The organism is Pantoea sp. USHLN256 (assembly GCF_037149875.1).
Classification (GTDB): Bacteria; Pseudomonadota; Gammaproteobacteria; order Enterobacterales; family Enterobacteriaceae; genus Pantoea; species Pantoea nemavictus.
In genome coordinates, this window is record NZ_JBBCQO010000004.1 from 256472 (window position 1) to 281319 (window position 24848).

20 protein-coding genes are annotated in these 24848 nt (G+C 55.6%); 7 read left to right on the top strand and 13 right to left on the bottom strand.

The genetic code is table 11. From position 1 onward, the window contains the following. Nucleotides 1–100 precede the first annotated feature (100 nt). Together kdgT and WFL93_RS12965 are read left to right on the top strand one after the other, a co-directional pair. On the top strand, nucleotides 101–1084 hold the full coding sequence (kdgT, locus tag WFL93_RS12960) for a 2-keto-3-deoxygluconate transporter (protein WP_007892437.1): 984 nt from the start codon (nucleotides 101–103) through the stop codon (nucleotides 1082–1084). Nucleotides 1085–1229: 145 nt separating this feature from the next. Continuing rightward, the gene (locus tag WFL93_RS12965; RefSeq protein ID WP_007892438.1) at nucleotides 1230–2096 is read left to right on the top strand and encodes a crotonase/enoyl-CoA hydratase family protein; all 867 of its coding nucleotides are present in this window, start codon (nucleotides 1230–1232) and stop codon (nucleotides 2094–2096) included. Nucleotides 2097–2111: 15 nt separating this feature from the next. Here WFL93_RS12965 and pdeR read toward each other — a convergent pair whose 3' ends face one another. The 5 genes from pdeR to WFL93_RS12990 form a co-directional block, all read right to left on the bottom strand. After that, nucleotides 2112–4097 (bottom strand): cyclic di-GMP phosphodiesterase, encoded by a 1986-nt coding sequence (pdeR, locus tag WFL93_RS12970; protein WP_007892439.1) that lies wholly within the window; start codon nucleotides 4095–4097, stop codon nucleotides 2112–2114. 157 nt (nucleotides 4098–4254) lie between these two features. Continuing rightward, nucleotides 4255–4551 carry a YbdD/YjiX family protein gene (locus WFL93_RS12975; protein WP_336778297.1) on the bottom strand — a complete coding sequence of 99 codons (297 nt, stop codon included), beginning with the start codon at nucleotides 4549–4551 and terminating at the stop codon, nucleotides 4255–4257. Beyond that, nucleotides 4544–6610 carry a carbon starvation CstA family protein gene (locus tag WFL93_RS12980; protein ID WP_049852202.1) on the bottom strand — a complete coding sequence of 689 codons (2067 nt, stop codon included), beginning with the start codon at nucleotides 6608–6610 and terminating at the stop codon, nucleotides 4544–4546. Before WFL93_RS12980 ends, WFL93_RS12975 begins: the two co-directional genes overlap by 8 nt. 184 nt (nucleotides 6611–6794) lie before the next feature. After that, a complete protein-coding gene (locus tag WFL93_RS12985; protein ID WP_007892442.1) occupies nucleotides 6795–8729 on the bottom strand; it encodes an exoribonuclease II in 1935 nt (644 codons plus the stop codon). 124 nt (nucleotides 8730–8853) lie between these two features. After that, nucleotides 8854–11160: an FdhF/YdeP family oxidoreductase gene (locus WFL93_RS12990; protein WP_336778298.1), complete on the bottom strand. Its 2307-nt coding sequence runs from the start codon at nucleotides 11158–11160 to the stop codon at nucleotides 8854–8856. A 244-nt stretch (nucleotides 11161–11404) separates the two neighbouring features. Between WFL93_RS12990 and WFL93_RS12995 the strand changes: the two genes are divergently transcribed. Then, nucleotides 11405–12994 carry a PTS transporter subunit EIIC gene (locus tag WFL93_RS12995; RefSeq protein WP_336778299.1) on the top strand — a complete coding sequence of 530 codons (1590 nt, stop codon included), beginning with the start codon at nucleotides 11405–11407 and terminating at the stop codon, nucleotides 12992–12994. A 79-nt stretch (nucleotides 12995–13073) separates the two neighbouring features. Then, nucleotides 13074–13970: a LysR family transcriptional regulator gene (locus tag WFL93_RS13000; protein ID WP_336778300.1), complete on the top strand. Its 897-nt coding sequence runs from the start codon at nucleotides 13074–13076 to the stop codon at nucleotides 13968–13970. On the opposite strand, the gene WFL93_RS13005 is transcribed toward WFL93_RS13000, so the two are convergent. The 8 genes from WFL93_RS13005 to pspF all read right to left on the bottom strand — a co-directional run bounded on the left by WFL93_RS13005 (nucleotide 13967) and on the right by pspF (nucleotide 23367). After that, nucleotides 13967–15088 carry a CMD domain-containing protein gene (locus tag WFL93_RS13005; protein ID WP_336778301.1) on the bottom strand — a complete coding sequence of 374 codons (1122 nt, stop codon included), beginning with the start codon at nucleotides 15086–15088 and terminating at the stop codon, nucleotides 13967–13969. The two genes, WFL93_RS13000 and WFL93_RS13005, sit on opposite strands and share 4 nt — an antisense overlap. 197 nt (nucleotides 15089–15285) lie before the next feature. Continuing rightward, nucleotides 15286–16074 (bottom strand): enoyl-ACP reductase FabI, encoded by a 789-nt coding sequence (gene fabI, locus WFL93_RS13010; protein WP_007892455.1) that lies wholly within the window; start codon nucleotides 16072–16074, stop codon nucleotides 15286–15288. Between the two features lie 139 nt (nucleotides 16075–16213). Continuing rightward, nucleotides 16214–17017 (bottom strand): putrescine export ABC transporter ATP-binding protein SapF, encoded by an 804-nt coding sequence (sapF, locus tag WFL93_RS13015; RefSeq protein WP_336778302.1) that lies wholly within the window; start codon nucleotides 17015–17017, stop codon nucleotides 16214–16216. A gap of 2 nt (nucleotides 17018–17019) precedes the next feature. After that, nucleotides 17020–18015, bottom strand: coding sequence for a putrescine export ABC transporter ATP-binding protein SapD (gene sapD, locus WFL93_RS13020; protein ID WP_007892458.1), 996 nt, complete (start codon nucleotides 18013–18015; stop codon nucleotides 17020–17022). Next, nucleotides 18015–18905, bottom strand: a complete 891-nt coding sequence (sapC, locus tag WFL93_RS13025) for a putrescine export ABC transporter permease SapC (protein WP_336778303.1) — start codon at nucleotides 18903–18905, stop codon at nucleotides 18015–18017. The genes sapD and sapC overlap by 1 nt, the downstream gene beginning before the upstream one ends. Next, complete coding sequence (sapB, locus tag WFL93_RS13030) at nucleotides 18892–19857, bottom strand: putrescine export ABC transporter permease SapB (RefSeq protein ID WP_007888087.1); 966 nt, start codon at nucleotides 19855–19857, stop codon at nucleotides 18892–18894. The genes sapC and sapB overlap by 14 nt, the downstream gene beginning before the upstream one ends. A 2-nt stretch (nucleotides 19858–19859) precedes the next feature. Continuing rightward, complete coding sequence (gene sapA / locus WFL93_RS13035) at nucleotides 19860–21482, bottom strand: ABC transporter substrate-binding protein SapA (protein WP_049852207.1); 1623 nt, start codon at nucleotides 21480–21482, stop codon at nucleotides 19860–19862. A gap of 886 nt (nucleotides 21483–22368) precedes the next feature. Continuing rightward, entirely contained in the window at nucleotides 22369–23367 is a 999-nt protein-coding gene (gene pspF / locus WFL93_RS13040) for a phage shock protein operon transcriptional activator (protein WP_180823667.1), read from the bottom strand. Between the two features lie 164 nt (nucleotides 23368–23531). Between pspF and pspA the strand changes: the two genes are divergently transcribed. From pspA to pspC, 3 genes are all read left to right on the top strand, one after another. Further along, nucleotides 23532–24197 carry a phage shock protein PspA gene (gene pspA / locus WFL93_RS13045; protein WP_180823666.1) on the top strand — a complete coding sequence of 222 codons (666 nt, stop codon included), beginning with the start codon at nucleotides 23532–23534 and terminating at the stop codon, nucleotides 24195–24197. 64 nt (nucleotides 24198–24261) lie between these two features. Further along, on the top strand, nucleotides 24262–24489 hold the full coding sequence (pspB, locus tag WFL93_RS13050; RefSeq protein ID WP_336778304.1) for an envelope stress response membrane protein PspB: 228 nt from the start codon (nucleotides 24262–24264) through the stop codon (nucleotides 24487–24489). Continuing rightward, on the top strand, nucleotides 24486–24833 hold the full coding sequence (gene pspC / locus WFL93_RS13055; protein ID WP_336778305.1) for an envelope stress response membrane protein PspC: 348 nt from the start codon (nucleotides 24486–24488) through the stop codon (nucleotides 24831–24833). Before pspB ends, pspC begins: the two co-directional genes overlap by 4 nt. Nucleotides 24834–24848: the final 15 nt, after the last annotated feature.

Genomic DNA, 24848 nt, shown 5'->3' on the forward strand with positions numbered 1-24848 from the left:
GCGATCACTTTTTTCCTTCCCGTAGCCCGTTATCTTGCTCGCCATGCCATCCGGCAAATCATAAAACACCTCCCTCTGGCTCAGTTAAGGTGACATAACTATGCATATCAAACGTGCAATCGATAAAATTCCTGGCGGTATGATGCTGATCCCGCTGTTTCTGGGCGCGCTCTGTCATACCTTCTCCCCTGGTGCGGGCAAATACTTCGGTTCGTTTACTAATGGCTTGATGACCGGCACCGTACCAATTCTTGCGGTATGGTTCTTCTGCATGGGCGCATCCATCAAACTCAGCGCAACGGGCACGGTGCTGCGTAAATCGGGCACGCTGGTGCTGACTAAAATCGCTGTAGCCTGGGTGGTTGCGGCCATCGCTTCACGCGTAATGCCGGAAAATGGTGTGGAGGTCGGAATGTTTGCCGGGCTCTCGACGCTGGCATTAGTGGCGGCAATGGACATGACCAACGGCGGTTTGTACGCCTCAATCATGCAGCAATACGGGTCGAAAGAGGAAGCCGGCGCATTTGTCCTGATGTCGCTGGAGTCGGGGCCGTTGATGACGATGGTGATTCTTGGAACCGCGGGTATTGCGTCGTTTGAACCGCATGTTTTTGTCGGAGCGGTGCTGCCGTTTATCGTAGGATTTGCGTTGGGCAATCTCGATCCCGAACTGCGTGAATTCTTCGGCAAAGCGGTACACACCTTAATTCCGTTCTTTGCCTTCGCGCTGGGAAACACCATCGATTTAACCGTCATCGCACAGACCGGCTTGTTGGGCATCATGTTGGGCGTCGCCGTTATCATTGTCACCGGCATTCCACTGATTATTGCCGACCGTCTGATTGGTGGCGGTGATGGCACCGCAGGCATTGCAGCCTCAAGCACCGCCGGTGCTGCTGTGGCGACTCCGGTCTTAATCGCCGAGATGCTGCCCCAGTTTAAACCGGTCGCACCCGCCGCCACGGCTTTAGTCGCGACGTCGGTGATCGTCACTTCTGTTATCGTGCCAATCATCACCGCTGTTTATTCACGACGCGTTAAGCGTTCTCATGTTGCCGTAGGGCAGCGTGCCGCCATCAAGTAAGCCCGCTAATGCTTCCCCGGCCGGTGGTCGGGGATATCTCTGGATTTTGCTATATAAATCAATCTCTCATTTGGTCTGGCCTCACTCTGGATTACGCTGATGTGGCGTTTAACGCACTACATAAACATAAACAGAGGATGAGACAATGACAGTAATTAACCAACCAACATGCAGACTGTTCACCGAAGTTGGACAAACCACACAGCTCGCCGCCTACTATGAAGAGGGGCGCCGTACTATGTGGATGATGCTGCGTGCGCAACCGCGCCCAAGTTTCAACCACGAATTAATTGAGGAGATCATGAACCTGAGCTATTCAGCCCAGCGTTCCGGTCTGCCGATTGACTTCTGGGTGACGGGTTCGTTGGTACCGCAGATGTTTAACGCCGGTGGCGATTTGCGCTTCTTTGTCGAGTGCATTCGTAACAACCGCCGTGAAGCGCTGCGTGCCTATGCGCGCGCCTGTGTGGACTGCATCCACTCCGCAGCACGGGGTTTTGATACGGGTGCGGTAACGCTGGCGATGATTGAGGGCAGTGCGCTCGGCGGTGGCTTTGAGGCGGCGCTGGCGCATCACTTCATTCTGGCGCAGAACAGCGCACGCATGGGTTTCCCGGAGATCGCGTTTAACCTGTTCCCGGGCATGGGCGGCTACTCATTAGTGGCGCGTCGCTCTGGCATGAAGCTGGCCGAAGAGCTGATTATGGAAGGAGAGTCACACAGCGCGGAGTGGTATGAAACGCGTGGTCTGGTCGATAAAGTGTTCCAACCGGGCGATGGCTATCGCACCACGCGGACCTTTATCGATACGTTGCGTCCAAAGCTCAACGGCGTGCGTGCCATGCTGAAGGCGCGTCAGCGCGTGTTGCAGTTATCACGCGCTGAGTTAATGGATATCACGGAGGATTGGGTTGATTATGCCTTCACGCTGGAACCGAAAGACATTGCTTATATGGAACGTCTGGTACAACTGCAGAACCGTCATAGCGCATCCTTGCGCAAAGCCGGCTAATCTCGCAAACCAGCGTTAGACGCGGGCAGGATGCTTAGCCAGCCAATGCCCGAGCTGTTCTGCGGGCATTGGTTTTGCATAATAATAACCTTGACGCCCATCGACACCGTTGGCCATCACAAACTTCTCTTCGGCTTTCGTTTCAATGCCCTCGGCAATCACCTGCAGCTTAAGGGCTTTGGCAACCGCGACAATCGCACGGACCAGCGACTGCGCGACAGGTTGCTTATTGATATTACGCACAAAGCTCTGATCCAGTTTTATGGCATCGATAGGGATGCGCGCCAGCTGGGAAAGCGAGGAGTAACCGGTACCAAAATCATCGAGATGAATTTGCGCACCCAGTTCCTGGAACTGCTTCATCAGCATCAGCGCGCCAGCTTCATTCTCAATCAAACAACTTTCCGTTAATTCGATATCGATCGGGCAATCCGTCAGGCCAGCTTCGGTCAGCGCATGTTTCAAATCAGTATAAATACTCTGGTCGATCAGTTGCTTAGCGGAGACATTCACCGCGACACGCAGATAGATGCCTTCGCTACGCCACTTAATAATCTGCTGCAGCACATTGAGCATCACCCAGCGACCCAATGGCACAATCAAACCAGACTCTTCAGCATAGGAGATGAAGTCGCCCGGTGGCACCAACCCGCGCTCCGGTGAGTTCCAGCGCACCAGTGCTTCGGCGCTTAGCACCTCGCCATCGGCATTCAGTTTCGGCTGATAATGCACCACCAGATGGTCGAGTTCGAGCGCTTTGCGCAGATTGGTATCGAGCCAAAGGTACTCAAACACCCGCTGGTTCATCTCATTTGCGAATACGCAGAACTTGCCGCGCCCGTTCTCCTTGGCGTGGTACATCGCGGTATCCGCGTTGCGAATCAAGCTTTCACGATCTTCGCCGTGCAGCGGAGCCAGAGCGATACCAATCGAGCAACCGCTATACACCTCAATCAGGCCGATGCGGAAGGGCTGGCGCAGACGTTCAAGAATACGCGAGGCCATCGCCTCCAGCGCCGCCTGGCTGGTATGTTCCGCCAGTACGACAAATTCATCGCCGCCGAGGCGCGCCAGCGTCTGGTCTTTGCTCAGGCAGCTGAGGATCGCCAGAGACACTGCTTGCAGCAACTGATCGCCGAACATATGGCCGTACGCGTCATTGACCTTCTTAAAATTGTCTAAATCGAGGTAAACCACACCGGTTTGACTGCCATTTGCCAGCTCCAGTGCCAGACTAATCTGCTGATGAATAGCGTTGCGGTTAGGCAACCCCGTCACCGTATCGGTATTGGCTAAGACGCGCAGCCGTTCCTGCGCCCGGCGCTCTTCGGTGATGTCCGTTCCTGAACAGATGAGGAAAATTTCATTTTTTCCGCTACCACTGTGAACAAACTTATTACGAAACAGAAACAGTCGCTGGCCTTTACGGGTTTTAATCCAGCGCTCAACCTCGTAAGAACTGCCTTCACTGAAGAAACCGGCGATGTTACGCCGTGACGCCTGCGCTTCCTGCTTGGTCATAAACAGTTGAAACACATTACGGCCAATCACTTCCTGCTCTTTCAGTCCGGTGTACTCTTCGCTTAAACGATTGAATCGCTGAATATTGCCGCGTTGATCGAGTATCACAATCACGGAATTGGCTTCCGAAACTACCTGCTCCGCGAACGATAAACCGAGCGTCAAATCCCGCGCGACAGCAGAGGTATCGCCCCATGCTGATGAGGTGCCAGCCCAGGTGGATTGATTAACTTTACGGCCAACAAAATGCATCGGTACCGGCTCGCCATGCAGCGACAGCGTGAGGTTAATACTGGAGGTTATAACGGTCATCGCACGCAACAAACTGGCTTGTGCGGGAGTAAGTGGAACCGCCATATTGGTATTCGCGTTCTCATCTTCGGCAAAATGCAAAGCATCACTATCTGAGGTTAAACGCCAATGAGGGCTGGTGGTGCCAAACAAGGTGTACAACAGTGTTTGCCCTTGTTCATCGGTCATGGAAACTTCCTCCGGGGGGAATGCTCAGCGGGCGGTATCTCATTATTTTAGCTACAGTATTCAACCTCCTGAGCCAGCACAAGATGCAATCTGAATATATTTTTGTTTTTATTAAAGAATGGCACGAAAAAGCCCCGATAAACGGGGCTGAAAAGCGTTAGCAAGGACACTTGCCGAGTTTGCCTGGCTGGCTGGGAAAACGCGCATCGAGGCAGTGTCGGTGGAAAGCCCGTTCATTCATTGGCGCGATCTCTGGATGATGTTCACGCATATGCTTCAGATAAGTTTGATAGTCATGAACGCCGACCATTAAGCGAAAGCTCTGCTGCAAACCCTGCCACAGTCGCTGCCAGCGCGTAAGAGTTTGCCCAGCCGGGGCGGATGCCATCGGTAAGCATTGCTGAATGTGCCACGCGCCGCGCGGTTTTCTCCAATGGAAAATGGACTCAGACATTTCGCACCTCTTTACGCAGAGAGATCTCAGATTCATGGGTAGTCGGTACTGCGCTGTTAAGTGCCCGACGAATCACGAAGAAGGCGGCAACCAGCATGGTGACCGCCACCAGCATGAAGAAGGCGCACAGGGCCGCGTTAATTTGATTGCTAAACACGATGGTTTGCATATCAGCGACCGTTTTCGCTGGGGCAATGACAATCCCATCATCAATGCCTTTACGGAATTTATTGGCCTGAGCGAGGAAACCAATCGAGGGCTTCTCATGGAAGATCTTCTGCCAGCCAGCGGTCATTGAGGTAATAAACAGCCAGGCGGTGGGTAAAATTGTTACCCATGCGTAGCGCTGCTTTTTCATCTTGAACAGCACCACGGTGCCGAGAATCAACGCCATTGACGCCAGCATCTGGTTGCCGATGCCAAACAGCGGCCACAGCGTATTAATGCCGCCGAGCGGATCGACCACGCCTTGATAGACAAAGAAGCCCCAGCCAGCGACAGCGACAGTGGTGCCAGCCATATTGCCCAACCATGAACGGTTATTGGCCATGGACGGCACCACGGTGCCCACCAGATCCTGCACCATAAACCGGCAGGCGCGCGTACCGGCATCAACCGCAGTAAGAATAAACAGCGCTTCAAACAGAATGGCGAAGTGATACCAGAACGCCATCATGGCGCGGCTGTTAAACACTTCGGTAATAATATGCGCCATGCCCACCGCGAAGGTTGGCGCGCCACCGGCACGTGACAGAATGGTGCTTTCACCCACGTCGCGCGCGATGCCGCTTAGCATCTCTGGCGTCACCACAAAGCCCCAGCCGTTAATCGCCTGCGAGGCGCTTTCCACCGTGGTGCCAATCAGTGCCGCAGGGGAGTTCATGGCAAAGTAGACGCCTGGATCGAGCACCGAGGCGCAAATCAGCGCCATGATCGCCACGAACGACTCCATCAACATCGCGCCATAGCCGATAAAGCGAATATGACTTTCGCGCTCAACAAGTTTCGGCGTGGTTCCGCTCGAGACCAACGCGTGGAAGCCGGAAATCGCGCCACAGGCAATGGTAATAAACAGGAATGGGAACAGTGCGCCGGAGAATACCGGGCCGGTGCCATCAATAAATTTGGTGACGGCGGGCATCTTCATTTCAGGCATGGCAAATAGAATGCCAATCGCCAGACCAATGATGACGCCGATTTTCAGGAAGGTAGAGAGATAATCGCGCGGCGCCAGCAGCAACCACACCGGCAGCGAAGAGGCGATAAAACCGTAGATCACCAGCACCCACGTCAACTCCGTGCCTTTCAGGGTAAACAGCGGGCCCCAGTAAGGGTCAGCTGCCACGTTGCCGCCGTAAATGATCGCCGCCATCATTAGAACGAAGCCAATGATCGACACTTCCGCAATTTTCCCCGGTCGCAGGAAGCGCATATACACGCCCATAAACAGCGCAATGGGAATGGTTGCGGCAATAGTGAACAAGCCCCACGGACTGTTTGCTAACGCTTTTACCACCACCAGCGCCAGTGCGGAGAGGATGATGATCATCACGCCCAACGCGCCAAGCATGGTAACCACACCGGCGAAGGAGCCGAGCTCCTGGCGCGCCATCTCACCCAGTGAACGTCCATCACGACGCGTCGAGATAAACAGAATCAGGAAGTCCTGCACCGCGCCGGCAAACATGACGCCCACCAGAATCCAGATGGTGCCAGGCAGAAAACCCATTTGTGCCGCGAGAATCGGCCCAACCAGCGGCCCCGCACCGGCAATCGCCGCAAAGTGGTGGCCGAACAGCACCCATTTATTGGTGGGAACGTAATCGAGACCGTCACTGAGGCGCTCCGCCGGCGTAAGTCGACGATCGTCCAGTTCAAAGATGCGCTTTGAAATAAACAGGCTGTAGAAGCGGTAGGCAATGCTGTAGCAGGCGACGGAGGCAATGACCAGCCAGACAGCGTTGACATGTTCGCCGCGGCTGAGCGCCAGCATGGCAAACGCGCCCGCGCCAATTAACGCCACCGCTAACCAGATCAATCTGGTTTTGACGTTGTTCATGAGTTAACTCCTTGTAGGGACCGGGAAAAGAGGCGATCGAATACAACAAGTTAAAAGTAATGTAATGAATTGTTAACGACAGGCGAAGGCGTTAGAAATGTGAAGCGGAATGCAAATTTAACATTTGCTAAAGCGGGCGAAGAGAAATGCGGGATAACGGCTGTTATCCCGCAGGTTTTCATGCTCAGGCGGCGGGACGAGCCACCACGCTGCGTGTTTCCATGCGCACTTCGGCGATGGTCACATCAATGATGTCAGTAACGCGGTAAGCCACTTCACCTTTAATCTGCACGGTGCCGCTCTCCTGCGAGCACACCAGTTCATCACGCACCGCGTGGATGAATGGTGCAGGGATAAAGGCAACCGCGCCATTTTCCTGCAAACGAACGCGCATACCGCCGCGCGACACGTCGATAACTTCGGCGCTGAATTTGCGGTCGGTGCCAGCAAATGGCGACAGGAAACGTGCGTAAAGCCAATCACCCACATCGCGTTCTGCCATACGGTTTAGGCGACGACGCTCGCTCATGATCGTCGTCAGCTCATCCTGCGGACGGGCGATGCTGTCACCGCGCACAATCGCTTTCAGCAGACGATGGTTGATCATGTCGCCAAACTTACGAATCGGCGATGTCCAGGTCGCGTAGGCGTCAAGGCCGAGACCAAAGTGCGGGCCAGGTTCGGTGCCGACTTCCGCAAAGGACTGGAAGCGACGAATGCGGCTGTCAAGATACTGCGTTGGCTGCGCATCGAGTTCACGACGCAGCTGACGGAAGCCTTCCAGCGTGGTAATTGCCTGCGGATCAACGGTGATACCGTGTCCCGCCAGCACGCCAGCGGCCTGCTCAGCATTCGCCAGATCAAAGCCGGTATGCAGGTTGTAGATACCGAAGCCCAGTTTCTCCTGCAGCACGTTGGCGGCACAGACGTTAGCCAGAATCATTGACTCTTCTACGATGCGGTTAGCGATGCGACGTGGTTCGGAGATGATATCCAGCACTTCGCCTTTCTCGCCCAGCACAAAGCGGTAGTCCGGACGATCTTTAAACACCAGCGCATGGGTTTGACGCCACTCGCTGCGCGCCAGGCAAACCTGATGCAGCAGGCGAATCTGCTGGGCAATCGCCTCGTTTTCTGGCTGCCAGCTGCCGCTATTTTCCAGCCAATCGGAGACCTCGTCATAAACCAGTTTGGCTTTCGATTCGATCCACGCGGCGAAGAAGTGCACATCGTCAGCCAGGCTGCCATCTTTCAGTACCGTTACGCGGCACGCCAGCGCCGGACGACGCGCGTTCGGACGCAGTGAACAGACGTTGTCAGAAAGCTCGCGCGGCAGCATTGGAATGTTAAAGCCAGGCAGATAGTTGGTGAAGGCGCGTTTTGACGCCAGCTTATCCAGCTCACTGCCTTCCGGCACGTAAGCGGTAGGATCGGCGATAGCGATGGTCAGCGAAAGATTGCCGTCGGCGGTCTCTTCCACATACAGCGCATCATCCATATCCTGGGTGCTGGCGCTGTCGATGGTGACGAAGTTCAGGGCAGTCAGATCTTCACGCTGCAGATTCTCATCAATCATCTCACCAAAACCGACGTCGGGTGCCTGACGTTCGAGGTTGTGACGCGACAGCGTCACCCACCACGGCGCGAGGTGATCGTCTGCAGTGACAATGAATTCGGTCAGTTCGGCATAGAAACCGCGATCGCCCTTCAGCGGATGACGGCGCATTTCCGCCACCGCCCAATCGCCGTTCTGGAAATCGTGGGACACGCTACGATCGGCGCGACACTGAATCGCATCTTTCAGCAGCGGATGATCCGGTACAATCGACAGGCGATCGTCCTTCTTTTGTACGCGGCCGACAAAGCGGGTCAGGAACGGCTCAACCAGGGTTTCCGGCTCGGCACTCTCGCGGTCTTTATCGGTGTGGATCACGGCTGAAATACGGTCGCCGTGCATCACTTTCTTCATCTGCGGTGGCGGAATGAAGTAGCTTTTTTGGGCATCAACTTCAAGGAAGCCAAAGCCTTTTTCCGTACCTTTAACAACACCTTCGACGCGCGGAGTCTGCGCGTGAAGCTTCTCTTTAAGCTGCGCGAGCAGCGGATTATCCTGGAACATAATTTATATAGTTTCGTGGCCTAAGAGCGGCTGACAGTTTTACGCGAATCGGGTGCGCGCGGCAAGGCCAAAACAGGCTAAAAAGCCGCTTTACGCGGCTTTTTACCTTCTGATAACGCTTTGGTCAGGCGATACGTTGCGAGGGTACGGCGGCGGTTAATGCCAGCTTAACCGGCACCGATTTTGAGGTCGGCGTGCCGCTGCCGTCGCCGAAGCTGGAAAGCGGCACCAGCGGGTTAGTTTCCGGATAATAAGCGGCGAGGTTGCCGCGCGGAATATTGTAAGGCACCAGCTTGAAACCACTGACGCGACGCGTCAAACCGTCATTCCACAGCGTTTCAATATCCACCAACTGGCCTTCGGTGAAGCCCAGCGATGCCATATCCTCCGGATGAATAAACACCACCTCGCGCTGACCGTACACGCCGCGATAGCGATCGTCGAGACCATAAATGGTGGTGTTGTACTGATCGTGGGAGCGCAGAGTTTGCAGCGTGAACGGCACGGCAACATCACCCAGCTGTGGAAACAGCGAGGTTGGCAGTGCCGCTGCGCTGAACTCGGCTAATTTGCTCGGCGTGTTGAAGCGCAGTTCGGCCGCGGCGCTGCCCAGATAGAATCCGCCTGGGATGTCGCATTTGTTATTGAAATCGGCAAAGCCCGGAATCGTCGCCGCAATGTGATCGCGAATCAGATCGTAGTTGCCCGCCATCGCCAGCCAGTCGATTTTATCGCTGCCTAAGGTTGCATGCGCAATGCCCGCAACAATCGCGGTTTCGGAACGCTGCGTCTCGGCCAGCGGAATGCCCACACCTTCAGAAGCGTGCACCATGCTGAAGGAGTCTTCGACGGTAATATATTGATTGCCGCTTGCCTGGCGATCGCGCTCGGTGCGGCCCAATGTCGGCAGAATCAACCCTTCATGGCCCGGCACCAGATGGCTGCGGTTCAGTTTGGTGCTGATGTGCACCGTCAAACCGCAGTGCTGCAACGCCGCTTCGGTGACCGGTGAATCCGGTGCTGCCGCAGCGAGGTTACCGCCCAGCGCAATCAGCACTTTCACTTCGTCACGCAGCATCGCATTCAACGCTTCAACGGTGTTGTGGCCATGCTCGCGTGGTGGCTCGAAATCAAAATGTGCGCCCAGTGCATCGAGGAACGCTTTGCTCGGCTTCTCATCAATCCCCATGGTGCGGTTGCCCTGCACGTTACTGTGGCCGCGTACCGGACACAGGCCAGCGCCTTTTTTGCCCAGTTGACCAAACAGCAGCTGCAGGTTGGTGATTTCGCGAACGGTATCGACCGAATGTTTGTGCTGGGTGATGCCCATTGCCCAGGTGACGATGACGCGTTCGGCACTTTGATAAATGGCCGCTGCTTCACGAATCTGCGTTTCGCTCAGGCCCGATTGGCGCACAATATCATCCCAGCGGGTGTTATCCAACGCGGCAAGATACTCGTCGATGCCTTGCGTGTTGGCATCGATAAAGGCTTGATCGAAAATACCTTTCTCACCGGCGGCCAAACGCGCACGCTGCACTTCCAGCAGCGTTTTCACCATGCCACGAATTGCCGCCATATCGCCGCCGAGGTTGGGCTGGTAATAGGCAGAACTAATCGTGCCAGCCATCGAGGTGACGATCTCCAGCGGCTTCTGCGGATCGGCAAAACGCTCAAGTCCGCGCTCACGTAAGGTATTAAAGGTGACGATTTTCGCGCCGTGATCGGCAGCGTGACGCAGGCTGTGCAGCATACGTGGATGGTTGGTGCCGGGATTCTGGCCCAGGACGAAAATCGCGTCTGCGTGATCGAAATCATCCAGACGAATGGTGCCTTTGCCCACGCCGATGCTGCGCTTTAGGCCAGTACCACTGGCTTCGTGGCACATGTTGGAGCAGTCAGGGAAGTTATTGCTGCCCATCACGCGACCAAACAGTTGATAAAGCCACGAGGCTTCATTGCTGGCGCGGCCGGAGGTATACAGCTCCATCTGATTCGGATGGTCCATCGCCTGCAGGTGGCGTGCAATGAGCGCAAAGGCATCATCCCAGCTAATCGGCTCGTAATGGTCGGTCGCGCTGTTATAGCGCATTGGGTGGGTCAAGCGTCCCTGATATTCGAGGAAATAGTCACTTTGCTGATACAGGGTGCTTACGCTGTGCTGGGCGAAGAATTCAGGCTCAACTACACGACGTGTCGCTTCCCACGTCACCGCTTTGGCGCCGTTTTCACAGAAGCTGAAAGTGCTTTTGTTGTCATCGCCCCATGCACAACCTGGGCAGTCGAAACCGCGCGCTTTGTTCATACGCATCAGATTACGCATGTTTTTCAGCGCCGCTTTGCTATCAAGGACGAAACGGGTGGTGGCTTCCAAAGAACCCCAGCCGCCCGCCGCCGCGCGATAGGGTTGAATCTTACGTTTAAATTTCATAGTTGCAGGCTTATTTGTTTATGAGTTGTTATCAGAATATGTCTTCTGTTAGCGGGAAGTGTGCGACTCTCCTTAAAAGTTGTCTAATTGATTGGTTTAATGGTGCGATAGGCGGCGTTTATCGCAACACGCGCGTAAAGCGTGACCTAAATCAAACTTTCCCGGCTGATAAGGGCCGGCGGTTACGTGTTGCTGAGATAACTGACTAATAATTGCTCTTTCCATTCTGAAAAGGGCATGCAGCATGAAGAGTCTGGCCAGCCAAATTCACGCCTTCGGTAAAGCCTTAATGATGCCGATCTCGGTGATCGCCGCCGCAGGGATCTTCCTTGGGTTAGCCGCGGCGATGCAAAATCCTGCCATCACCGGTGATGTCTTCGCCAATCTGCAGGTGCCGCAACTGATTATTGGCTTTATCCGCAAAGTGGCGGGCGCGCTGTTCGCCAATCTACCGCTGTTCTTTGCGGTAGCCAGCGCTATCGGACTGGCAAAAGCCGAGAAGCCCACCGCCGCATTCGCCGCCGTCATTGGCTATATCGCCATGAACGTCGGCATCAGCGCCACGCTGGCGTCGAAAGGGCTGACGGCGGCGACCACCACGCCAGAAGCGTTGCAAAAAGCGGGCATGGACCAAACCGCGGCGATGATGACCTCGGCTGAATACATCGACATGCTTGGCATTTTTACCTACAACATGAGCGTGCTGGGCGGCGTGATTGCTGGCTTGATTACTGTGTTGCTGCATAACCGTTTCTATACTCAGCAACTGCCTACGGCGATCAGCTTCTTTGGCGGACGGCGCTTTGTGCCGATCGTTACCGTGGTGGTGTTGCCGCTGATTGGCGTGCTGCTGGCGCTGATTTGGCCGACCATTGGGGAAGGTATTGCGTGGGTGGGCCTGATGATTGGTAAAAGTGGGCAGTATGGCGCGTTCCTGCTGGGTACCAGCGAGCGCTTACTGATTCCCACCGGTTTGCATCACATCCTCAACGAAACCGTGCGCTTTACCCCCATTGGCGGCATGGCAACGGTCGACGGGCAAAGCATTGTCGGGGCGTTGAACATCTTCAACACCTCGTTAACGCATCCCGGCGCCATTCCAGATGAGACGGTACGCGGCGCCACGCAGTTTCTTGCCCAGGGCAAGATTCCGATCATGATGTTTGGTTTACCCGCCGCCGCACTGGCGATTTACCACACCGCGCGGCCCGAGCATAAACAGCGCGTCAAAGCGCTGGTGTTGGCCGGCGCGCTGACTTCATTTACCACCGGCATCACCGAGCCGCTGGAGTTCTGTTTCATCTTCGTGTCGCCGGTGCTGTATATCCTGCATGCGCTGTTAACCGGCCTGTCGTTTATGCTGATGTCGATGCTGCAGCTGATGATTGGCAACGTGCAGGGCGGCGCGATCGATTTGGTGGTGTTCGGCATCCTCGGCGGCAGCAAAACCCATTGGTGGTGGACGATGGTCCTCGGCGTGATTTACGTGCCGATTTATTATTACGGCTTCCGTTTTGTCATCACCCGCATGCGCGTGGAGACGCCGGGACGCGAATCTGATGAAGAGCAAAAACCTGAATTGGTAGCGGCCGATGAACGCACTAAGGTCATCATCAGCGGACTCGGTGGTGAGGCCAATATAGAGGATGTCGATTGCTGCTTCACGCGACTGCGGGTGCGGGTGAAACAGATGAATGAAGTGGTTGATCAAACCTTGCTGACCACCGGTGCCAACGGTATCAATCGCGTCAGCGAACACGATGTGCAGGTGATTTATGGCCCGCAGGTCGAGAAGATTGCCAACGACGTCAAAACTGCTCTCGGCGTGGCGTAACAACATGCCGCTGCGCGGGCCTTCAGCGCAGCGGCATGCGCCATGATACACTGTTGTTTTCCAGCCAATTCTGCTTTCCATGGACATCAAACAATTAATCTACCTCACTAATCTGGAGCGCGAGCGCCACTTTGGTCGTGCAGCCGAAGCCAGTTTTGTCAGCCAGCCGACGCTGTCGATGCGTCTGAAAAACCTTGAGCGCGAATTAGGCCTTTCGCTGATTAACCGCAGCAATAATTTCGATGGCTTTACGCCAGAGGGCGAACGCGTGCTGACGTGGGCGCGGGAGATTGTCTCGGTGTATCAGGGTTTGAAGCTGGAAGTTGAATCGCTTAAGCATGGCGTCAACGGCACGTTGCGGCTGGGCGTCATGCCGCAGTGCAGCGTGGCGCTGCCGGCGCTGTTGAAGGCGGTGGAAGTGCGCTACCCGCAGCTCGACTATCGCGTTTCGGCGATGAGTGCTGACCAACTGCTGGAAGCGCTCAACAGCCATACCGTGGACGGCGGTATCGGGTTCTTTGAACTGACGTCACTGCGTGAGCTGCACTTCCAGACGGCACTGCTGAAAGATCCCGGCGTGGAAGCCCTGTTTAATCCGGCGCATTTTCCAGCGTTGCTGCAGCAGGAAACCATCACGCTCTCTGCACTCGCCAGCCAACCGCTGTGCCTGGCCGAACCGACGCGCTATTTTCGCCGCTATCTCGACGGGCAACTGCGAGAAACCGGACTGATCCCACGCGTTATCGTCGAAAGCGCCTCAATTATGCAGCTGTTGCAAAGTGCGCAGGTAGGATTGGGGGTGATGGTTTCGCCGTGCGGCCATCTGTTGCCGGAGCTGATGCAGAATCTGGCGCGGCGGCCAATTGATATCGCGCCGATGGGGCGTCAGGCGGCGCTGGTGATTGCCGAGCCGGGCAGAGCATCGCCGCTGGCTCAGCATTTCTTTGATGAAGCGCGCCGGCATCTACCCGATTAACGGGTTTCGCCGAGCGCCATCAGTACGCGATCCTGCCAGCTGGCAAAGGCTACCGCTTGTAACAGCGTGAAGATGCGTTCGGTGCCCCAGCCAGCATTTAACAGCGGCTGCAGATGCGCAGCGCTAAAGCGGTCGGGCAGGCGAGTTAACTGGGCGCTGAGGGTAATCACCGGCGAGGTGTTAGCGGCGCGCTCGATATCCTGCACTAGCGCCGTGCGCCATTCACCTGCGAGCAGATCAAACTGGCGTCGACACCCCAGCACGCGCGCACTAACCGCCTGTGCCAGCGCTTCATTCAGCGCAAAATGTTCGCTAAGCCGCTGCTTCAGAGTGGCGAAGCCGTACAACGCTTGCGCATCCTGCACCAGCAGCCACGTTGCTTCATCCAAACCCTCAATGCCCTGACAGAACGTCACGGCGGCCAGCTGTTCGGCGCTGGCATAGCGCAATTCAACCGGTTTTAACGCTGGTTGCCAGTCGGCGGAGTGGGCAAACAGGTCGGCGTTGGCATCTGGCGGCGGAGAAACACCCGGAATCCAGCGCACCGGCAAGCCCATCATCGCCTGCAGCGACGCCACTACGCGCGACTGATAACTGACATAGCCCACCAGTTGGTTGAGCGTGACGATATCGGGCTCAGTTAATCCCACCGCATCCAACGCGCTAATGCTGTTGCGGGTAATCAGCTCCGGCTGCATCGCTAGCTGGCGCGCATATTGGGTAATTTGCGTCAGGCGATTATTGCTTTCACGTGAAGAGTCCGGGCCGGGCAACGGATTTAGCCGGGCAGAATAGTGATTGCACAAGCGCTGCACACCAGCGACCTGCGCCACCGTTAACGCGGTGCTGAGGCGATCGTACAGGGTTAACGTGTGCGTCAAACTGGTCGAGAGCGTGTCGGGAAACAGGATCTGACTCAGATCGCGCGCAGCCAACAGTGCAGGCTGAAAACGTGTCAGCAGCGGTTGTAACGCCGTGGCTTCCTGTTGCAAACCGAGCAGAAAACGGTCTTCGATATAGGCGGCTTCGGGCACCAGCGGTGCGGTAGCGGTAGTATTCGGGCGAGTCTGGCTTTCATAAAACCAGTGGTCATGGCCGGGAGAACGGCGTTGTTCCATGGTCATTCCTTTCGCTAAAAACGGACTTGCTGCAGGGCGTGCGAATCTGAAAAGCAGGCGTGCAACAAAGGGCTAGCTTATCGTCGCTGAACGGCTGTCCACGGCAAAAGAATGATGGGGAATAATTAATAGCTTAGGAGTATAAGGGCGGGGGCTTTTTAAACAGGTCGCCAGAAATGGCGACCTGTGGATGAATCTTATTTCAGTTCCAGCTCGTTCATCGCGGCGATGCTGAAGCCGCCATCAACGTGTACCACTTCACCGGTGATACCACCCGCGAGGTCAGAACACAGGAAGGCCGCAGAGTTACCCACGTCTTCGATGGTCACGGTACGGCGAATCGGGGTAACCGCTTCGCAGTGTGCCAGCATCTTACGGAAGTCTTTGATGCCTGACGCCGCCAGGGTACGGATTGGACCGGCTGACACGGCGTTAACGCGCGTGCCTTCTGGACCCATCGCGTTCGCCATGTAACGAACGTTGGCTTCCAGAGACGCTTTCGCCAGACCCATAACGTTGTAGTTAGGGATCGCGCGCTCTGCACCCAGGTAGGACAGGGTCAGCAGGGCAGAGTTAGGATTCAGCATCGCACGGCACTCTTTAGCCATCGCAACAAAGCTGTAGGCGCTGATGTCGTGAGCGATTTTGAAGCCTTCACGGGTCACGGCGTTCACATAGTCACCATCCAGCTGATCGCCAGGCGCGAAACCGATGGAGTGAACGAAACCGTCAAATTTCGGCCAGGTTTTTGCCAGTTCGGTGAACAGCGCAGTGATGCTCTCGTCTTCGGCTACATCGCAAGGCAGAACAATGTCTGAACCCAGATCTTTAGCAAACTCTTCCACACGACTTTTCAGTTTGTCGTTCTGGTAGGTGAAAGCCAGTTCTGCGCCCTGTTTGTGCATCGCCTGCGCAATACCGTAGGCGATTGAGAGTTTACTGGCAACGCCAGTAATCAGAATGCGCTTACCGGAAAGAAAACCCATAGCTGTAATCCTTTTGGTCATTGTTGTTGGCGGTCGCGATGATTAAAAAATAGGCGACCGACGTTAATCACGTGCGAAGTCTAGCACGTCTCTATAAATGCGGTAAATCGCACCGCGTTTTCCGCGGTAACCTGCGCCATCAGCGTTCGCGTCGCCAGGCTTCTGCGGTTAAAGCTTCGCCAAAATGGCTGGTGATCAGACGTTTGGTCAAATCGTGCAGCGGCGAGGCCAGTACATCGGCGGTACCGCCGCGTTCAACCACTTCGCCCTGATGCATCACCAGCACCTGATCGCTAATGTGCTTCATCATGCCGAGATGCTGCGTCACATAAATATAGGCGATGCCATGCTTCTCCTGCAGTTCCAGCATCAGGTTCACCAGCTGTGAACGCATGGTCATATCCAGCGAGGCGAGCGCCTCATCGGCAACGATCACTTTCGGCTGTAAAATCAGCGCTCGCGCCAGCGCCAGACGCTGCTTCTGTCCGGGCGCCAGCATATGCGGATAGTAACCGGCGTGATCGCGCAGCAAGCCCACCTGACGCAGCGTGGCGATGATGCGTTTTTCTCGCGATTCATCATCCAATTCGGTATTCAGGCGCAGCGGGAAATCAAGAATCTGACTGATGCGCTGGCGCGGGTTGAGCGACGTAGAGGGATCCTGAAAAATCATGCGGATGCGCTGGCTGCGGTAACCGTAGTCACCGTACTCCAAAGGATGATCGTCAATCAGCATGTCCCCTGCGGTGGGTTCCACCATGCCGCTCAGCATTTTCGCCAGCGTCGATTTTCCGGAGCCATTTTCACCAATCACCGCCAGCGTCTGCTTCTCGCGTAGGGTAAAACTCACGCCTTTCACCGCTTCGACGTGCTGACGACGGAATAAACCGGTGCGATAGCGATAGGTTTTGCTCAGATTGCGCACTTCCAGCAAGGTTTCCATCGTTACTGGCTCTCCATATTCAACGGGAAGTGACAGGCGAACAGATGCGCTTTGTTGCCGGTCAGGCGCGGTGTTTCGATACATTTGCGCTGCGCATAGGGGCAGCGCGGGCCAAGGCGGCAGCCAATCGGAAGATGTTCCAGCGAAGGAATAGCACCTGAGAGCGTATTCAGCCGGCTTTTATGCGGCAGCGCGCTGCCAAAATCCGGCATCGCACGGATCAACGCCTGGGTATAAGGATGATGTGGCGTATCCATTAAATCTTCGCTCTGGGCGGTTTCAACCGTCTGTCCGCAATACATTACGTTAATGCGGTCGGCCCATTGGCTCATGGTGCGCAGGTCATGGCTGATCAGCAATATCGTGGTGTTGTTGTTTTGATTCAGTCGGCTCAGCAAGCGGAAAATCTGCGCCTGCGTCGTTGGCTCCATCGCATTGGTCGGTTCATCGGCAATCAGCAAGCGCGGCTGATTGGCCAGCGCGATGGCGATCATCACTTTCTGGCATTCGCCGTCGGTCAATTCGTACGGAAAACTGCGCATGATGTCTTTGTGATCTTTAATGCCTACGCGGTGCAACAGCTCAATGGCTCGCACTTTACGCCAGAACCACAAACGCTGATACCAGCGGCCTTTGTGGGTCCAGCGCGGAATCGCCTGCATGAGTTGGCGGCCAATACTTTCCGAAGGATCGAGACAGGACTGCGGCTCCTGGAAAATCATCGATACGTTATGGCCGACAATACGTCGCCTTTCTCGCGGCGACAGGCGCAGGAGATCGATGTCGTCAAACACCATGCGATCGGCGGTGACGCGCCAGTTATCTTTGGTGACGCCACAGATAGCTTTAGCGATCAGGCTCTTGCCCGATCCCGATTCACCTACCAGCCCACGCACTTCACCTTCAGTGAGCGTTAAATTGATACGATCGACCGCTTTGACCGGACCGTCTGCGGTCATAAATTCAATGGTCAGGTTACGGATATCCAGTAGCGGCATTATTCAACTCCCGCTTCTACCGCGCGACGGATACCGTCGCCCAGCAGGTTAACGATCAATACGCTGACCATCAGCGCCACGCCCGGCAGCATCACCGTCCAGGGCGCGACGTAGATCAACTCCAGCGCGTCACCCAGCATCGCTCCCCATTCGGGTGAGGGCAGCTGCGCACCAAGATCGAGGAAACCGAGCGCGGCGATATCCAGAATCGCCATTGACAGCGAGCGGGTAAACTCACTCACCAGCAGCGGCAGCACGTTGGGCAGCACCGCGTTCCATAAAATATTCAGGTTGCGCGCGCCATCGAGGCGCAATGCCACCACATACTCTTTTTCCATCTCATCATGCACAGCAGTATAGATCTCGCGCACCAAACGTGGGATCAGCGCCAGAAACACCGCCAGCATCGCGTGTTCCAGCCGTGGACCAAGAAACGCCACCACGATAATCGCCAGCAGCAGCGAAGGAATTGACAGCAGCGTATCCAGCACATGATTCATCACCGCTGAACGTACGCCGTGGGTGATCCCGGCAAATACGCCCAGTACCAGCGCGCAGACCGCCGCCAGCAGCGTCACCACCATCGCGGAACCGACGGTAGGTGCCACGCCGCTCAACAGGCGGCTTAAGACATCACGCCCGAGATCGTCAGTACCGAGGAAGAAGGAGACGTCGCCATAGCGCGACCACGACGGCGGCAGCAGCTGATAACCGAGGAATTGCTGATCGATGCCATACGGCGCCAGTAACCCCCCGAACAGGCACAGGAACAGCAGGATGCCAAAGCCGTACAAACCGACCATGCCGCTGGTGTCGCGGTACAGGCGCTGCCAGCTGCGACGCAGCGTGCTGGGCAGCCGCTTCTCGTCGTAGACATTATCGTAGGGCATACCATTCCTTATGTTTCAGCGGATTAAGCGCCGCACCGAGAATATCCGATAACACGCTAACCAGAATAACCAGCCCACCAACCACCATTACGCCGGCGGAGATTGCCGCGTAATCCTGCTGGCGAATGGCATTGATCAGCCAGCGGCCAATGCCTGGCCAGTTGAACACCACTTCGGTGATCATCGCTAACGTCAGCATGGTAGAGAACTGCAGGCCAAGACGCGGAATCACCGGCGGCAGCGCATTGTGCAGCACGTGCCGACGAATCACGGTGAGACGCGATAATCCGCGCGTGGCGGCGGCTTTGACGTAATTTTTGTCCATCACTTCGCTGGTGCTGCTGCGCAGTAAACGGATCATTTCGGTGGTAGGCGCAACCGCTAATACCACCACTGGCAAAATCATGTGCGTTAAGGCGCTCACCATCATTTCGTGGCGCCACGGTGAATGGCTCAGCCAGGCATCAATCAAGGCGAAACCGGTAACATTTTGCACTGGATAGAGCAGATCGAAACGCCCGGAAACCGGCAGCCAGCCGAGCGTTAATGAGAAGAACAGGGTGAAGAGCAGCGCCAGCCAGAACACCGGCATCGAGAACCCCAGCAGCGCCAGCGCACTGATGGCTTTATCCTGCCATTTTTTACGCATTACACCGGCGCAGATCCCCAGCGGAATGCCGACCAGCAGCGCCAGCATAAATGCCAGCACGCACAGCTCCAGCGTGGCGGGAAACACTTCGCGCAGCTGAATATCGATCGATTGGCCGTTGGTGCTAGAGACGCCAAAATCAAACTGCAGCAGGCCTTTAAACCAGAACCACCAGGCATCAAACAGCGAAGCACCTTCCAGCGGCGCGTTCGGCGTGAAGTAGCTCAGGCTAAAGCTCACCAGCGACAGCAAAAACAGAGTGATCAGCAGCAGCACCAGACGACGCAAAATATAGATGATCATGCTTACTCCTCGCTGCTCTCATCGCGGTAGACGCCAGCAAATGAGGCGTTACCAAACGGGCTCAGCACTAAGCCTTTAATATCATGGCGATAGGCCTGCAAACGCAGCGAAGAGGCCAGCGGTAATACCGGCAGCTCCTGCGCTAAAATCTGCTGCGCTTTATCGTAGCTATCAATGCGCGCCGACAGCTGCTGCGACAACAGCGCATGTTGTAGGGATTCATCAAAAGCTGGCGAGCACCAGTGCGCATAGTTGGTCTGTGAACGGATGGCTGCGCAGCTCAACAGGGGCCGGAAAAAACTGTCGGGATCGTTACTGTCCGTGGCCCAGCCGGTTAGGGTGAGATCGTGATTCATCTCCATTAATTGCGCTTCCTGAAAGCGGCCTTCAACCGGTGCAATAGTCACGCGCACGCCAACCTGAGCCAAATCGGCTTGTAACAGTTCAGCGGTTTTTAGCGGGCTAGGATTCCATGATTGCGACGATGAGGGCACCACCAGGCGCAAATGCAGATTCTCCAGACCGAGCGCTTTCAGTGCTTCACGTGCTTTAGCCGGGTTGTATTCGGTGACGCGCGCATCGCTGTCGTAAGCCCAGGAGGCACGCGGCAAAATCGAGGCGGCGGTCTCTGCGGTACCGTAATAGATCGACTCCATCAGGCGTTCGTTATTGATCGCCAGCGCCAGCGCGTGACGCACCTCCGGGCGATCAAGCGGCGGCTTGCGCGTATTAAACGCCAGATAGGCGATGTTCATGCCGGGGCGCAGCGTCATGCGCAGACGCGGGTCATCGCGCAAGATGCTCAGCTGGCTGGCGGCAGGATAGGCCAGCACATCGCATTCGCCGGTCAGCAGTTTGGATAAACGTCCGGTACCGCCGACACCGAGATCAATCACCACCTGCTGCAGGCGCGGTACACCTTTCCAGTACTGCGGATTACGCGCCAGCCGCAGATATTGTCCGGTGCGGTATTCACTCAGCTGGAACGGACCTGTGCCGACCGGTTCACGATCCAGCTGCTCCTGCTGGCCCTTAGCGCTGAGATTGTTGGCGTATTCCTGTGACAGAATCGGCGCGTAATGCGTGGCGATATGCCAGAGGAAGGAGGCGTCCGGGCTGTTGAGGCGAATCTCAACCGTATCGCTGTCGAGCTTCTTGACGCTCTGCACCGAATCGGCGAACTGCAGGCTATCAAAATAAGGATAGCTACCACCGTTAACGTTATGCCACGGATGCTTGCGGTCGAACATGCGCGCAAAGCTGAACACCACATCATCGGCGTTCATTTTGCGCGTCGGTTTAAACCAGTTGGTGTGCTGGAAGGCGACATCTTTGCGCAGGTGAAAACGGTAGGTGGCGCCGTTATCGCGCACTTCCCAGCTCTGGGCGAGGTCAGGAATCAGCCGATAGGTGTAAGGATCCACGTCGAGCAGGCGGTCATAGAGCTGCGCCGCCAGCGTATCAACCACTAAGCCGCTACTCACCATTTGTGGATTAAAGGTATTGACCGTGCCGTTAACACAATAGACAAAACCGCTGTTGCGGATATTGTCGGTTGGCGCGGCCCACGCTGACGCACTCATCATGCTGAGACCAAGCAGCAGAGAAGGGAATAATTTTGGCATAGAACTCAACGATTCTGAGGCAATAGCGAGAGTGTATCGCAAAGGTCTCGTACTCCCCAAATTCGCGACACTTCTGCTGTGTTTTTCGTCAAAGTGGCGATGGGGTAATCACATTGTTAGTGTGGAAATGAGAAAAATTCTCAATTAGGGCTTTACAGATGATAATAAGAATGATTATTATTCTTCTGCGCTTCGACGGTGGCTCTACCGAAGAAGAGCACGACATTGCTCACATTGCTTCCAGTATTAGTTGCCCGCACTCTGTTGCGGGCTTTTTTTCGTCCTGTTTCAAGCGGCTGCTGCGTTGGCTGCGCTCGCCCACCCTGGTCACATACTTATGTATGCTCCGAGGGATGTCCTCGCTTGCCGCCTTGCTTCCGCTCGAAACAGTTAGAAAAAAACACTGTGCGGTTTGCTAAAAAAATAAAAACCAACTTAATACGTAGGGGCGCCATTTATGACGTAATGCTCGTCAGTTAAGCAGCGCACTGGCTCCGCGGGGGTTACCTGGTCGCCATGAATGGCGACCCTACAGGCGTTAAGGCGATGGTGATTTAGAAAAACGCCTTGATGCTGCAGCGTGGGGGTTGAGGCGACATCCCAACCCGCTGAGCGAGTGAGGGATTCCAGGGCGAGCCGCAGGGATGGGGCGAGAGGCGGCGCTGAGCAGGAGCGAATCGCCGCCGGTCCGTCAGGAATCGCGATTGAGTGAAGGCACCGCGTAGCGGCGGGATGGGCTGGCGCAGGGCCGGGGAGTGAAGAGGGCGTGGCCCAGACGCCCTCTTCTCGGTCGCCGCACGGCGTAGATGAAACTGCCTCAGCCGATGGCGAACGAAAGTCGCTCAGCGCTTAACTGATCGGCATTACGCCATTTATGGCGACCTGACTAATCCTCGTCGCGCGCCTGAATACCATGTTTTTTCATCATGGCGCGCAGCTGATGGTAAGTAACGCGTAATAGTTCAGCAGCACGGCGCTGGTTGTATTTGGCCTGCTGTAAGCTTGCCTCAACTAACTCTCGCTCTTGCTGGTTTTGCCATTGGCGTATATCCAGCGGCAGGGAAGGTAGGGTGCTGGTTGCGGGTTCAGTGAGGGTGTCGGGTGGCGGATTGCGCGGTGCGAAGGGATTAATGATGATGTTGTCCAGTTCGTCTTCGGCACTATGATGACGATAAACCGAACGCTCGACTACATTCTTCAATTCGCGCACGTTACCCGGCCAGCTGTGATTCAGCAGCGTCAGCTGCGCACGATCGCTGAAGCCAGGAAACAGCGGCAAGCCCAGCTCGCGGCACATCTGGATAGCGAAATGATTGGCCATCACCAGAATATCGCTACGCCGCTCACGTAGCGGCGGCAGCTGCACCACATCGAAGGCGAGGCGATCGAGCAGGTCGGCGCGGAACTTGCCGGCGGCGGCCAGCATCGGCAGGTCTTCGTTAGTGGCGCAGACTAATCGCACGTTCACCTGCAACGATTGATTGCCGCCGACGCGCTCTAGCTGCCCATACTCAATCACGCGCAACAGTTTTTCCTGTACCAGCATCGGCGCGGTGGCCAGTTCATCAAGAAACAGCGTGCCACCATCGGCACGCTCAAAGCGCCCCAGATGACGTTTCTGCGCACCGGTAAAGGCGCCAGCTTCATGACCGAACAGTTCAGAGTCGAGCAGGTTTTCATTCAGCGCGGCGCAGTTGAGGGAAACAAACGGGCCTTCCCAACGGTTTGACAGGTAGTGCAGACGGCTGGCGATCAATTCTTTACCCGTGCCGCGTTCACCCACCACCAGAACCGGCTTCTCCAGCGGCGCCAAACGCGATACCTGCTCCAGCACCTCAAGAAAGTTGTTGGACTCGCCTAACAGATTGTCTGAATTATTTGCCATGATGAAATTCGCCACTGATTAATCATTTTCACTACCTTAAGGGATGCGGTAGCGGATGTAAAATAAACAAATCCTGTAAAATCAGCGTATTAAAAGTTGGCACGCGAATTGTATTAGTGAAGGGCGCCTCGCGCACCTACATACAAAATTTGAGGAACATCATTATGGGTATTTTTTCTCGTTTCGCCGACATCGTGAACGCTAACATCAACTCTCTGCTGGAACGCGCCGAAGATCCGCAGAAACTGGTACGCCTGATGATTCAGGAAATGGAAGACACGCTGGTAGAAGTGCGCTCTACCTCTGCCCGTGCGCTGGCGGAAAAGAAACAGCTGGCACGCCGCATGGAGCAGGCTGAAATTCAGCAGGCCGAGTGGCAGGAAAAAGCCGAACTGGCGATTAATAAAGGTAAAGAAGATTTAGCGCGCGCGGCCTTAATTGAAAAGCAGAAGCTGACCGATTTAATCGCGGCCCTGCAGCAGGAATCGACGCAAGTTGAAGAGACACTGGAACGCATGAAAGGCGAGATCGGTGAGCTGGAGAAAAAACTCACTGAAACGCGGGCCCGTCAGCAGGCATTAACCTTGCGTCATCAGGCCGCATCCTCTTCACGCGATGTGCGTCGTCAGCTCGACAGCGGCAAGATTGATGATGCAATGGCGCGTTTTGAATCCTTCGAACGTCGTATCGATCACATGGAAGCCGAAGCGGAAAGTCAGCGCTTTGGTAAGCCGAAAGGTCTGGATCAGGAGTTCGCTGAACTGAAAGCCGATGATGAAATCAGCCAGCAGCTGGCCGCGCTGAAAGCCAAAATGAATCGCCCTGAGTGATCGCCACGGGTCTGGTAGCAGGCCCGAGTTAAAATGGTGTCAATGATTAAGGAGAGTCGAATTAATGAGCGCACTTTTTCTAGCCATACCTTTAACCATCTTCGTGCTTTTTGTGGCGCCGATCTGGTTATGGCTGCATTACAGCAACAAGCGCAACGGCGGCGCCGATTTGTCGTCGAGCGATTTGCAGCGTTTACAACAAATTACTCAGGATGCGAGCCGCATGCGTGAGCGTGTCGAAGCGCTGGAAGCCATTTTGGATGCCGAGCATCCGAACTGGAGGCAGCCATGATGAATGGACGTAAATTGTGGCGCATCCCACAACAGGGCAAAGTGCGCGGCGTCTGTGCCGGCGTGGCAGAATATCTCGACATTCCGGTACGCTTACTGCGAGTGATTGTGGTGCTGTCGCTATTCCTTGGCTTATTTATGTTCACCATCGTTGCCTATTTTATTCTCGGTTTTGTGCTGGATGAGAAGCCCGCCGATGCCGCGGGTGAACGCACGCCGAGCGCACGGGAACTGCTCGACGAGCTGGAAGCCACGCTACACAGCGACGAATGTAACGTGCGTGAGATTGAACGCTATGTCACCTCGGAAACATTTAGCGTGCGTAGCCGCTTCCGCCAAATCTGATTTTTATCCCCGAGC

Coding starts and splice junctions, on each gene's coding strand:
- pdeR (WP_007892439.1), bottom strand. CDS start 4,097: ATGACCGATGAACAAGGGCAAACACTGTTGTACACCTTGTTTGGCACC.
- sapA (WP_049852207.1), bottom strand. CDS start 21,482: ATGCCAAAATTATTCCCTTCTCTGCTGCTTGGTCTCAGCATGATGAGT.
- sapD (WP_007892458.1), bottom strand. CDS start 18,015: ATGCCGCTACTGGATATCCGTAACCTGACCATTGAATTTATGACCGCA.
- WFL93_RS12965 (WP_007892438.1), top strand. CDS start 1,230: ATGACAGTAATTAACCAACCAACATGCAGACTGTTCACCGAAGTTGGA.
- sapC (WP_336778303.1), bottom strand. CDS start 18,905: ATGCCCTACGATAATGTCTACGACGAGAAGCGGCTGCCCAGCACGCTG.
- WFL93_RS13000 (WP_336778300.1), top strand. CDS start 13,074: ATGGACATCAAACAATTAATCTACCTCACTAATCTGGAGCGCGAGCGC.
- fabI (WP_007892455.1), bottom strand. CDS start 16,074: ATGGGTTTTCTTTCCGGTAAGCGCATTCTGATTACTGGCGTTGCCAGT.
- pspC (WP_336778305.1), top strand. CDS start 24,486: ATGATGAATGGACGTAAATTGTGGCGCATCCCACAACAGGGCAAAGTG.
- WFL93_RS13005 (WP_336778301.1), bottom strand. CDS start 15,088: ATGGAACAACGCCGTTCTCCCGGCCATGACCACTGGTTTTATGAAAGC.
- sapF (WP_336778302.1), bottom strand. CDS start 17,017: ATGGAAACCTTGCTGGAAGTGCGCAATCTGAGCAAAACCTATCGCTAT.
- pspB (WP_336778304.1), top strand. CDS start 24,262: ATGAGCGCACTTTTTCTAGCCATACCTTTAACCATCTTCGTGCTTTTT.
- pspF (WP_180823667.1), bottom strand. CDS start 23,367: ATGGCAAATAATTCAGACAATCTGTTAGGCGAGTCCAACAACTTTCTT.
- pspA (WP_180823666.1), top strand. CDS start 23,532: ATGGGTATTTTTTCTCGTTTCGCCGACATCGTGAACGCTAACATCAAC.
- WFL93_RS12985 (WP_007892442.1), bottom strand. CDS start 8,729: ATGTTCCAGGATAATCCGCTGCTCGCGCAGCTTAAAGAGAAGCTTCAC.
- kdgT (WP_007892437.1), top strand. CDS start 101: ATGCATATCAAACGTGCAATCGATAAAATTCCTGGCGGTATGATGCTG.
- WFL93_RS12990 (WP_336778298.1), bottom strand. CDS start 11,160: ATGAAATTTAAACGTAAGATTCAACCCTATCGCGCGGCGGCGGGCGGC.
- WFL93_RS12995 (WP_336778299.1), top strand. CDS start 11,405: ATGAAGAGTCTGGCCAGCCAAATTCACGCCTTCGGTAAAGCCTTAATG.
- sapB (WP_007888087.1), bottom strand. CDS start 19,857: ATGATCATCTATATTTTGCGTCGTCTGGTGCTGCTGCTGATCACTCTG.
- WFL93_RS12980 (WP_049852202.1), bottom strand. CDS start 6,610: ATGAACAACGTCAAAACCAGATTGATCTGGTTAGCGGTGGCGTTAATT.
- WFL93_RS12975 (WP_336778297.1), bottom strand. CDS start 4,551: ATGTCTGAGTCCATTTTCCATTGGAGAAAACCGCGCGGCGCGTGGCAC.